Below are 12,086 nucleotides of genomic sequence, written 5' to 3'. Positions count from 1 at the left end.
GCGTGAGTGATGGATGAAAACGCAGATATAAAAATGCCGACATAATGTCGGCATTTTTGTCTGGAACTTGTTAACTTAAATTAGACAAAGTCTAATTACAGAATAACTACGTTCGCAGCTTGAGGACCTTTTTGGCCTTGTTCGATATCAAAAGAAACCTTTTGACCTTCAGCAAGAGTTTTAAAGCCTTCTGAAACGATTGCGCGGAAATGAACGAATGCGTCAGCGCCACCATTGTCAGGAGAAATAAAACCAAAACCTTTATCTTCGTTAAACCATTTAACTACACCAGTAGTTTTAGACATGAATGTCTCCAAAATTTTCAAACAAATAATTCGCAATTATGCGGGATGTTAGCCAGAAATAGAATTATTTACATTGATGATAAGTTATGAGTGGAAAGCTTCATGACAGCAAAAAATATTACAGGCGTAGCGAAGGTTTTCAAATACATAATATTGCTTATAAATAGGTCTGAATCACAGGCCGGAGTGCAGATTAACACACTCTAGGGGTTTGTATAGCTTTATTTTGAAATACCTTTCATCTATAGAGAGAATTATGGAAAGATTTTTGGAAAGCTATTCTTTATAACTGTTTATATTCAAATGGATACGAAGCTAGTTTGAAAGTTATCGAGCGTAAAAAATATTTTGTCTGTTTGTCGCGACTTAGTGACAGTTTGCCTATTAGGTGTCTGTGGATGTTGAAAGGCGACCTGAATGCCAGAGACAGGATTCAGTCACGCTTAGTTACGTTATTAAATTGTTGCTTATTTGTGTTGGTGATATTCTCGTCAGCAAAATAACAGCGTGCTTGAGCTTTAGATTTAGATTCAGTGCGAAAACTGTAGACCAATATAATAAGAAGGGAGAATGATGTTGAAAACACTACTAAAACGGATTGGACTCGGTAGCTTAGTCTTAGTGCTGTTATTCGTGGCGCTGGCCGCCCATGAATGGTTTGCGAAAAAGCCGTTTTTCTTTCGCGCGTTTCTAGACAGAAGTGTGGTCAAGATGGCTTTCGAAAGCCCTGAAACCTTGACCTCATTGGGCTTCTTAGAATCGGTAGGAATTACAGGCCATAACGCCGAGTTGGATGATGATAGTCCAGAGGCGATGGATAAGACTTTCGCGCAAGTGCGAGATCTGCGTGAAACCTTATTGAGCTATTCCGATGCGGATTTAGATGAAAATCAACGTATCTCCAAGGATATTGCCTTATATCTTGCCGATTTCGCATTGGTCTCTGAGCCGTATCGTTACCATAACTATCCGCTGAATCAGTTGTTTGGTGTGCAAAACGGGTATCCCAGCTTTATGCAGGCGCAGCACCAAGTCCATTCTGTTGGCGATGCTGAAAACTATCTGTCGCGTTTACAAAAGGTGAAACTTAAGTTTGCGCAAACTCTCGAAGGCTTAAAAATCCGTGAAGCTAAAGGGATTATTCCACCTAAGTTTGTGATTGAGCGGGTACTGACCGAGATGAATGATTTTGTCGCGACGCCGATTCAAGACAATATCCTATACAGTTCATTCAAAACCAAATTAGCTGACACGGATATCAGTGCCGATGAGCAAGCACGGTTATTGGCCGCCGCCGAAGCGGACATTAAAGGTTACGTGCATCCAGCGTATCAATTATTTATCGACTACTTTACCCAGTTACAAGCCAAAGCGGGGACGGATGATGGTTATTGGGCGCTGCCAAATGGCGACCTTGCCTATGAGCAATTGCTGAAGTTCTTTACGACCACTAATTACACTGCTGACGAAATCCATGCCAAAGGGCTGGCAGAGGTGGATCGCATTCAGAGCGAGATCATGACTATCTTAGCCGCTGAAGGTTACGATGTGAGCCAAGGTTTCTCGGTCGCGATTGAAGCATTAGCCGCCGATCCTAAGTTTTACTACGAAGATAGCGATGCGGGTAGGGCGCAAATTCTGGTTGATTATCAGCATATTCTTGATGAAGTGAATGCGGGACTCGGTGATGCCTTCCGTATTCGACCCGAAGCGGGCATGGAAGTAGTACGAATCCCTGAATTTAAAGAGAAAACAGCACCGGGTGCCTATTATCAGCAGCCCGCGATTGACGGCAGTCGTCCGGGGCGTTTCTATGCCAATTTATATGACATCAAGGCAACGCCTAAATACGGTATGCGCACTTTAGCCTATCACGAGGGGATCCCTGGGCATCATTTCCAAATCGCAGTGGCGATGGAGTTAGAGGGTATGCCACTTATTCGTAAGATGGCGCCTTTTACGGCGTACATTGAAGGTTGGGCTTTATATAGCGAACGTTTGGCGTGGGAACTTGGTTTTCAAAAGGATCCCTTTGATAATATCGGTCGTCTGCAGGCTGAATTGTTCCGTGCTGTGCGTTTAGTGGTAGATACGGGCATTCACCATAGCCGTTGGACTCGCGAGCAAGCGATCGACTATATGAAGAAAAATACTGGCATGTCCGATCGTGATGTCACGGCAGAGATTGAGCGTTATATCGTTATGCCAGGCCAAGCGACGGCCTATAAAGTCGGCATGATGAAAATTCTCGAACTGCGCGAAAAAGCCAAGTCTGCCCTAGGGGATAAGTTTGATCTCAGAGACTTCCATGATGTGGTGCTGAAAAATGGCGCTGTGCCCTTGGATATCTTAGAAACATTGGTCGATCGCTACATTGCTGATACAAAAAGTACTGAAGCTAAAGCAAAAAGCTAAAGCTAAAGCAAAAGTTTAGCCCTTGGTTGTAACCGTTAACGCTTAGTGATTAATGCAAGGCTAACACCTGATTTATCAATGGCTTTATGCGAGTTTAAATCCATATCCTGTCTGCGAGTAAGTGTGTTCTCTTAATCTTGCAGGCAGGGTGGGTTTATCGATAGAGGCTATCATTCTGGCTTTCGGCCAAGGCTTTCAATACAATCCCACACAACTCATTGATAAATGTCGCTCGGCAATGGCTTGCTATTGTTAGGTATCGATATTTTTAGTTTCAAGGTTTTTACATGAATCGCTTGTCCCCCCAAGAACCTATCCAATTGACTCGCACCACTATTGAGTCATTATTCACGCCGCCAACCTTAATGCGCGCCCGTGATTATGTGATGAAGGGACGGGTCTTGAGCGCCAAAGCGAATGCTGATTTTCGTCATATTGAAGGTCGCGTCATGGGGACGGAATCCCAGCCCTATCGGCAAGATATTCGCCTCGTGAGTGTTAACCATAAGTTGATCATGAATGGCTTCTGTTCATGCCCCGCCACTGGGCATTGCAAGCATATTGCCGCCGTGCTTTACAGTTTACTGAGTGATAGAACCGTTGAAGATCAACGTATTGCCCAGTGGTTACATCTGCTAGACGAAAGTGATGATCTCACGGTTTCAAATGTCGATTTACTTTATGACGATCGCGTGCTGTACGTGTTATCCAAAGATGATAACGGCGTTTTCCTTGAACTAAGAAAAGGCAAGCTGGCGAAGAAGGGCGGCTATAACAAAGGCTCGAAAATCGCGTTATCCGATGTGCAATACTATATGCCCGCTTGGATTGGCGCCGAAGACGTGCTCATCATCAATCTTATTATGTCGACTCGCCGCCACGGTGCCTCGCGTCTGTATCTTAAAGCTCAGTTAGGTGCCATGGCGCTGGAAAAAATGCTCGTCACTGGGCGGTGTTTTTGGGAAGAGAGCCGTTTAGCGCTCACCCGAGGTGAACCGTTAAAGCCTGAATTTATTTGGCTGGATAAGGATGCCGAGCATAAGCAGATGCAGTTAACGCTGCCCAATAAGGACAATTGGGAGCTGATCCCCTGCGAGCCGCCGACTTATATCGATTTAGATTATTTTAAGATAGGCGCATTAGAGACAGAGATCAGCGTTGAAAAACTGTTGTTACTCAGCCAGATGCCGCCAGTGCCTAGCTCGCAGATTGAAATGGTGAGTCACAAACTGATTAAGCATTTTTCGGCAAAAACCGTACCTACGCCCGCTTCGATTGATTTTGTCGAGCTGCAAGCGCCGCTGCAAGTCAGGTTGACCTTAACCTCGCAGGATTTACCTGAGTTTGCTATGGCGCAGCCACTGGTGCTGCTGGAGTTTGTCTATCAAGACGTGGTACTTGGCGGCCAATATCCCGACGAGCCCTTGTCCTTAGTTACCCATCAAGGCAAAACCTATCAAGTCGCGCGTCAACTCGATGCGGAAATGGATGCGATTAATCGTTTAATGGCATTGGAACTGGTGGAGCTGGCGCCTTCTTTTATCCCTAACAGTGGCAGCTATGTTAGCATTTGGGGTTTAGGGTCACTGCCAGAAACCATTGATGCTTGGTTGCACTTTATTCAACAGGAAATCCCGGCGCTAGAGGCCTTAGGCTACCAAGTGCATTTTGCCGACCATTTCAGTTTGAATGTGATTGATACCCCGCTGGCGATTGAACTGGATGATGCCCAAGAGGGTTGGTTCTCCCTGTCACTGAATGCCGATATCGATGGCCAAATGGTGCCTATGCTGCCGTTAATTGCCACTTGGCTTAAGCAGTATGGTGAACCGGCAGACGATGCAGAATTACTGCTACCCAGCCCGAATGGCGATTGGTTAAAAGTCAAAGCCAGCGTGATTAAGCCGCTGATCAGCATAATTTTAGAACTGTTCGACAGCCATAAAGGCAATAGCGTGTCTTTGCCTAAATACCGTGCCCACCTATTAAATGATTTTGCCGACAGCGATATTCGTCTGCTTAATGGTGAACGGGTACGCAGTTTAGCAACTAAGCTTGAAAATTTTAACGGTGTGTTAGAGGTCGCAGTCCCAGACAACTTACATGCTGAGTTACGCCAGTATCAACAGCAAGGCTTAAATTGGCTCTGTTTTTTAAAGGAATATCAGCTTGGCGGTATTTTGGCCGACGATATGGGACTGGGTAAAACCATTCAAACCTTGGCTTTTTTACTTAAGCAGCAAGCGTTAAAACCCGCAGGGGCGAACCATGCACCGAGCCTCATTATTTGCCCAACGAGCTTGGTGGGTAATTGGGCGAAAGAAGCCGCGAAATTTGCGCCTTCGTTAAAGCTTGTCGTCATTCATGGCGCCTTGCGTAAGCCTTTGCTCGAACGCTTAGGTGAGTTTGATATTGTGGTGACGACCTATCCGCTGATTGTGCGCGACAGTGACTATTATCAACAGCAGGTGTTTGAACATATCGTGCTCGATGAAGCGCAGCAGATTAAAAATGCGCAGGCGAAAGTGACTCAAGTGATTAAAGATCTTAAAGCGCCGTTTAGATTGTGTCTGTCGGGTACGCCGCTTGAAAATCACTTAGGCGAACTTAAGTCTTTGATGGATTTTTGTTTGCCCGGCTTACTCGGCACGAATGCTTTCTTTAATAAATCCTTTAGGCACAAAATTGAACGTTATGGCGATAGGGATCAAGCGCAAATCTTGAGCCAGCGGATTGCGCCTTTTGTGCTGCGCCGAACCAAAGATGAAGTGGTCGGTGAATTACCCCCTAAAACCGAAATCTCCCAGAGCTTAGAGTTAGAAAAAGATCAGCGAAATCTCTACGAGAGTATTCGACTGGTGATGGAGAAAAAACTGCGGGATTTATTTGCCACTCAAGGCGTTGGCAGCAGTCATATTGAGTTTCTCGATGCTTTACTTAAGCTACGCCAAGCCTGCTGCGATCCGCGCTTGGTAAAGTTAGAACAAGCGCAAAAAGTGAAGAGTAATGCTAAGTTAGACTGGCTAAAACAGAACTTGCCCGAGATGGTGCAAGAGGGACGTAAGATATTGATCTTCAGCCAGTTCACTAGCATGCTTAGCCTGATTGAAGCTGAGCTGGTGGACTTGGGGCTCGATTACAGTAAGCTCACAGGGCAAACTCGCCTGCGTCAAGCCCAGATAGATAAGTTCCAAGAGGGCGATACGCCTGTGTTCTTAATTAGCTTAAAAGCGGGCGGTACTGGGCTCAATCTCACCGCGGCCGATACTGTGATCCATTATGATCCTTGGTGGAATCCAGCGGCGGAAAAACAGGCTACGGACAGAGCCCATCGTATCGGCCAAGATAAGCCAGTGTTTGTGTATAAGCTGATTGCCGAAGGGACTGTAGAAGAAAAAATCCAAGAAATGCAGCAGCATAAGCAAAGCCTGGCGGACAGTATTCTCGAAGGTAAAGGTAAGGGCACATGGCAAGGAAGCGCCGATGAATTGTTATCGCTTTTTAGCTAAATCGTGGCCAGTTTATCTAAATTGATTGAATCATTTGACTGAGGTGAACCATGCAGTACCAAGTCGACACTCATACCCATACTGTGGCTTCGAGCCATGCTTATAGCACGATTCATGACTATATTGCCGTCGCAAAACAAAAGGGTATCCGCCTATTTGCGAATACAGATCATGGGCCTGCGATGGCGGATGCGCCGCATTTTTGGCACTTTGTGAATTTAAGAGTGCTGCCACGTATGGTCGATGGCGTCGGGATTTTGCGCGGTATCGAAGCCAATATTAAAAATATCGACGGCGAGATTGATTTCTTTGGCGATTATCTAAAGCAGCTGGATATTGTGCTTGCGGGATTTCATGAGCCGGTTTATCCGCCATCTGATAAGGCAACCCACACAGAGGCTATGATTAATGCGATTAAGAGTGGCAAGGTCGACATCATTACCCATCCGGGAAACCCAGCCTATCCGATTGATATTGAAGCCGTTGCCCGCGCCGCTGCCGAATACAGTGTAGCGCTCGAAATTAACAATTCCTCCTTTGAAGTGTCCCGTAAGGGCAGCGAAGCCAATTGCACTGCGATTGCTAAAGCGGCCAAGGAATTTGGCACTATTTTAGTTATGGGCTCTGATTCCCATGTGGCTTTTAGTTTGGGCGGTTTTGCGCGGGCGCAAGCGATCATCGATGAAGTGGCTTATCCGCCATCACGATTACTCAATCGCAGTCCTTCTGCACTCTTGGCCTTTTTAGCCGCACGTGGTCATGAAACCGTCGCCGATTTGATCCCCTTATTTAGCGACGATGAGCCATGCTGTTGATCCGTGATGAAAATAGTGGCAATTAAAGTGACACCAACTCAATGCGCTGAGGCGAGCACTACAGAAGCTAACATCCCGCAAGTCGTGTTAATCACTGGCGCGAAGAGTCAGCTCGCACAGGCTTTGCTGAGAGTCGCTGCCGATATTGGCGAGCTAGCCTTAAATAGCAACGCAAACACAAACACAAACATAAGTGCAAACACAGGCGCACCGCTGAAGCTGTATGAGTTAAGTCGCAGTCAGTTAGATATTACCGATGCCGCCAATATTGCAGCAGTGTTTGATCAATATCGACCAAGCTGGGTGATCAATTGCGCGGCCTATAATGCGGTAGACGCTGCTGAGCATGACGCAATCGAAGCGCATCGGGTGAATGCACTCGGCCCTGAGTTATTGGCGCAGCAATGTTTGTTGTCGGGCGCCCGCTTGCTGCATGTGTCGAGCGATTATGTGTTTGGTGGTCAAGCTGTTTGCGAGATTGCTCATGCTGCTGAACGTGTTGTTTGCGATGCTAGAGAAAGTGGCGTTGAACAACATCAAAACCCTGACTTAGCTCCAAATTCAAATCCAAACCATTTACCAAGGCCATTTGCTGAACTCGATGCTCCCGAGCCGTTGTCTGCTTACGGTACGAGTAAGTTGCTTGGTGAGCAGAGGGTAGTGGCGGTCTTGGGTGATTGCGCAACGATTGTGCGCACCTCATGGCTTTACGGTCAAGATGGGCATAATTTTGTCAACACCATGCTGAACTTGATGCGTACTCAGTCAAGTTTGCAGGTGATAGCCGATCAAATCGGCTGCCCGACTTGGAGTGATGCACTCGCTAAGGTGATTTGGCAATTAGTCATGCAGCAGCGCTCGGGCGTATTTCATTACAGCGCTCAAGGCCAGTGCAGTTGGTATGAATTTGCCAGTGAAATCCAGCGACAAGCCCTAGCGCTCAATCTGATAAGTCTACCTGTGGTTATCCAGCCGATTACCAGTGCGGATTATGCTAAGCAGGCACTAAACCGCGGCGTGAGTTTGGCAAAAAGGCCGAGTTATAGTGTGTTGAACAGTGGTAAATTACGCTCCACTTTGGTGACCAATAACACACAGTCGATACCTGATAACGTGGAGTGGCAAGATTGGCGTCAGCAACTGAATTGCATGTTGGGGCAGTTATCTTGACGATAATGAGCGTGACTCACATTTTGCTTTAGGCTGCTTTAATCACGCTTTAAGCGTTTACGTCATCTAAGTGATTAACGCTGTCGAAAACAATAAGCCCGCCAATAATCAGATTTAAGCGACGGCTTTAGACTATCCGTATGAAAACATGGGCTGTGAATACGAATGCAGCTGGACTCAAGGCTCTTCTCAGCGCCGATGGCTTGCCTTAGTATCGTAATCACTTTGTTTATCTGTGGTTTTGTACGCAGCGGTTCAAGCCGTGAGTCTTAGTCTATTTTGCTTGATGTATGATGAATTTGTTCTAAATTCCCCTTGGATGACAATGGCATAATGCCAGAATATTTAATGCATTAAGGACGTTTCAGTGACAGACAAGACGACAATAGCACAGACATTGACCAAACAAGATTTATTGCAAGTGGTCGCGATTGCCAAAGCGGCGGGCGATGTCATTATGACGGTTTATGGTCAAGATGACTTTTCGGTGAGCCACAAGGGCGACGATAGTCCCGTGACTGCCGCCGATTTAGCCGCGCACCACGTAATAGTGGCGGCATTGGCAAAGCAGTTTGTCGGTATTCCTATTATGTCTGAGGAAGCGGCGGATATTGCGTGGGATGAGCGTCGTCAATGGCAAACCTATTGGTTAATTGACCCTTTAGATGGCACTAAGGAATTTATTAAGCGCAATGGTGAGTTTACCGTCAATATTGCGCTTATCCATCAAGGGGGTGCTATCGCAGGTGTGGTATATGCGCCTGTGCTCGATACCTATTATTACGGCGCTAAGCATTTAGGTGCATGGCGTCAACAAGCGGGTCAAGAAAGTCCCTTACTGGGCGCTAAAGCGCCACGCGCGATGCCGATGATTGTTGGCAGTCGCTCGCACTTGAGCCCAGGTTTAGCGCAATATTTACAACAGTTTGGCGAGCATGACATCTTAAGCGTGGGTAGCTCGCTTAAGTTTTGTATGTTGGCAGAAGGCAGTGCCGATCTGTACCCCAGACTTGGCCCAACTAGCGAATGGGATACTGCGGCGGCGCAAGCTGTGCTCGAAAGTGCTGGCGGCACAGTTGTCTGTTACGACTCAGGTGAACCATTAACTTATAATCAAAAACCTGACATTTTAAACCCTTACTTTATTGCCACAGCCCCAGGCTGGGTGAAATAACGACCGTCTAGCATCGATATTCGTTGATGAAAGGGCGGGCTAAACACTGGAGTAGTATTCATGATGCGCATGGGCGTCGATTTAGGCGGAACAAAAATAGAATTAGTCGCACTGAGTGATGAAGGCAATGAGCTATTTCGCAAACGTGTGACGACGCCGCGTGACTATCAGGGCACGCTAGCTGCGGTTGTCAACCTGGTCAAGGAAGCGGAAGCTACACTCGGCGAGCAAGGCACAGTCGGTGTGGGAATTCCTGGTGTGGTATCGCCCTATTCAGGTTTAGTGAAAAACGCCAATTCAACGTGGATCAATGGTCATCCCCTTGATGTGGATTTAGGGGAATTGTTGCAGCGTGAAGTGCGGGTTGCCAATGATGCAAACTGCTTTGCGGTATCAGAGTCGGTCGATGGTGCCGCCGCTGGCGCATCTGTGGTGTTTGGTGTGATTATCGGTACTGGCTGTGGCGCTGGCGTGGCAATTAACGGCAAAGTGCACGGTGGGGGTAATGGTATTGGCGGTGAATGGGGTCATAATCCTCTGCCTTGGATGACCAAGGAAGAGTTTAATACCACCCGTTGCTTCTGTGGCAATCCCGATTGTATCGAGACCTTTATCTCTGGCACTGGCTTTGTGCGTGATTTTAATGCGGCATTGACGGCGGCGGGCACAGTGCGTGCTGCTGCAAAATCAGGTGCCGATATTATGTTGTTAGTCGATGAGGGGGATGCGATTGCGGTCGCTGCGTTTGATCGTTATATGGATAGGCTCGCTCGTTCACTCGCCCATGTGATCAATATGCTCGATCCCGATGCTATAGTGCTGGGCGGCGGTATGTCGAATGTCGCGGCGATTTACCCAAGATTACCGGCATTGCTGGCCCATTATGTGGTGGGGCGTGAGTGCCATACGCCTGTGGTGCAGAATCTTTATGGTTGTTCATCGGGTGTGCGCGGCGCCGCTTGGTTATGGGAAAAGTAATCTTTGCTTGGATATTTGTACTTATCTAGTGAGCTTATTCAGCTTTGAAATCAATGCTTAATGGCCTATACGTTTTATAAACATTAGCCCAGCAAAACGCTGGGCTAATGTTATCTGCTATGCGTTTCGCCGTATTTTGATGCTATGATTGCGCTCTTTTGGGTTGCTTGGCATGGACATCATGTTTTGGGTTAAGAAAGTTGTTTCACAGGGGATAATGCCGATTCCCTTTATCCTATTGTTATTACTCATTTCTATTCTGGTATGGCGCCGTCGGAGTATGGCGAAATACTTAGTATCGTGCGCCTTCTTTCTCTTACTCTTTTTAAGCAGTCAACTGGGTGTGAATACCTTAGTACGGCCATTAGAATCGGCTTACCCCATTAATTCCACACCCATCACCGGCGCTTGTTTTGTGATGGTATTAGGTTCGGCACACTCGGATATTCAAGGCGCGACTGCGGTGCAATCCTTGTCTGCAGTAGCGCTTGCAAGGTTAACTGAAGGAATTCGGCAACTTAAGTTGGGTCAAGAGTGTATGTTGATCGTCAGCGGTTGGGGCGGAGAACTCACGCAGGTTTCCCATGCTGAAATGATGGCGAATGCCGCAGTTGAACTGGGCGTTGATAAACGTCGGATCATTCAATTCCCTTTAGCGCGAGATACGATAGAAGAAGCGCAATATTTACAGTGGGAATTAGGCGAAGAACCTTTTCGCTTAGTCACATCGGCCACTCATATGCCACGGGCTATGGCTATCTTCACCACTAAAGGTTTACATCCTGAAGCCGCACCAACGGATTTTATTGGGAGAGATGATTTTTGGTGGCGTTTGACGGCGGATAATCTAGTGGCTTCTCAGCGGGCGATTCATGAATACATTGGCCGTTTGTGGTTATGGTTAAAGACCGTAAGTTAAAAATGGCAAGTTAAGGGTGTGGTTTCCGACTTCAATCTAAAGATAGTGAGTGTTAACAGGAAGATGAACAATGACAATTGAGTCAGAAATAATGTCTGTGCGTCCTTTATCAAAACGAAATGGGTTAACCTTAACTTGGCTGGGCGGTTTAAGTCTGCTGCTGGGGTTGGGACTTTTTCTAACGTGGCCAGCCTTGTTTGCCGTGGGTTTGATGTTTTTTAGTTTGGGCGCTATTTCACTCATTCTCGGTTTAGCTAAGGTGTATGAGCCGGAAACGACCCTAGCATTAGATGACAAGGGGCTGACCTATTTTCATCGCCGCGGCAAAGTGTCTATCGGTTGGGATAATATTCAAAGGGTCGATATCCCGCGGGTGACTAATGGATTAGATACCATAGAGTTATCTTATTTAGGCATTAAGCTAAAGCACTTAAATCCTATTTTGGACAATATCTCCCTGCGCTTAGCCACCGGCTTATTAACCGAGCAGCGGCCTTTATTGGTGACTGCAGCCTCGCAAGATGAAGACTTAGCGACTTTAGAAACTTATCTCGGCGCAGAGTTTGGTCCTTTGGTGATAGAAGGGGATCGTTATCGCGGTGTATTGGCGATGTTTGGGCATCGCTGCGTGATGTTAGATACGCGTTTAGGTTATCACTTGTATATTCCCCACGACAGTTTGGACAGAGAAGCTAAGGACTTTATTAAGCTGCTTAGACAACGTATTGCACAAGCCAGTCGCTTAGCGGATTAAGTCTTTATCACAGTTATTAATACGGATTGATATTGCATTTTTACGTG

The 12,086-nt window shown here is 46.7% G+C and carries 9 protein-coding genes; 8 read left to right on the top strand and 1 reads right to left on the bottom strand.

All coding sequences use genetic code 11. The features are described from left to right. Positions 1-95 precede the first annotated feature (95 nt). On the bottom strand, positions 96-305 hold the full coding sequence (gene cspE / locus Q4Q50_RS05510; RefSeq protein ID WP_006080998.1) for a transcription antiterminator/RNA stability regulator CspE: 210 nt from the start codon (positions 303-305) through the stop codon (positions 96-98). 570 nt (positions 306-875) lie between these two features. On the opposite strand from cspE, the gene Q4Q50_RS05505 reads away from it, so the two are divergent. The 8 genes from Q4Q50_RS05505 (at position 876) to Q4Q50_RS05470 (ending at position 12,039) form a co-directional block, all read left to right on the top strand. After that, positions 876-2,720 carry a DUF885 domain-containing protein gene (locus tag Q4Q50_RS05505; protein WP_311898739.1) on the top strand — a complete coding sequence of 615 codons (1,845 nt, stop codon included), beginning with the start codon at positions 876-878 and terminating at the stop codon, positions 2,718-2,720. Between the two features lie 287 nt (positions 2,721-3,007). After that, positions 3,008-6,229, top strand: coding sequence for a DEAD/DEAH box helicase (locus Q4Q50_RS05500; protein ID WP_311898737.1), 3,222 nt, complete (start codon positions 3,008-3,010; stop codon positions 6,227-6,229). Positions 6,230-6,279: 50 nt separating this feature from the next. Beyond that, positions 6,280-7,044, top strand: coding sequence for a phosphatase (locus Q4Q50_RS05495; protein WP_311898735.1), 765 nt, complete (start codon positions 6,280-6,282; stop codon positions 7,042-7,044). Between the two features lie 6 nt (positions 7,045-7,050). Beyond that, positions 7,051-8,214, top strand: coding sequence for an SDR family oxidoreductase (locus Q4Q50_RS05490; protein WP_311898734.1), 1,164 nt, complete (start codon positions 7,051-7,053; stop codon positions 8,212-8,214). Between the two features lie 367 nt (positions 8,215-8,581). Next, positions 8,582-9,388 (top strand): 3'(2'),5'-bisphosphate nucleotidase CysQ, encoded by an 807-nt coding sequence (gene cysQ / locus Q4Q50_RS05485; RefSeq protein WP_311898733.1) that lies wholly within the window; start codon positions 8,582-8,584, stop codon positions 9,386-9,388. A 60-nt stretch (positions 9,389-9,448) separates the two neighbouring features. Continuing rightward, positions 9,449-10,366, top strand: a complete 918-nt coding sequence (gene mak / locus Q4Q50_RS05480) for a fructokinase (protein WP_006081004.1) — start codon at positions 9,449-9,451, stop codon at positions 10,364-10,366. Between the two features lie 217 nt (positions 10,367-10,583). After that, on the top strand, positions 10,584-11,285 hold the full coding sequence (locus Q4Q50_RS05475; protein ID WP_311898843.1) for a YdcF family protein: 702 nt from the start codon (positions 10,584-10,586) through the stop codon (positions 11,283-11,285). Positions 11,286-11,355: 70 nt separating this feature from the next. Beyond that, a complete protein-coding gene (locus Q4Q50_RS05470; protein ID WP_011846369.1) occupies positions 11,356-12,039 on the top strand; it encodes a DUF2982 domain-containing protein in 684 nt (227 codons plus the stop codon). The last annotated feature ends 47 nt before the right edge of the window (positions 12,040-12,086 follow it).

It is taken from the genome of Shewanella scandinavica (genome assembly GCF_031932065.1).
In the GTDB taxonomy this organism is placed as follows: domain Bacteria; phylum Pseudomonadota; class Gammaproteobacteria; order Enterobacterales; family Shewanellaceae; genus Shewanella; species Shewanella baltica.
This window is presented reverse-complemented; position numbering and strand designations above follow the sequence as displayed.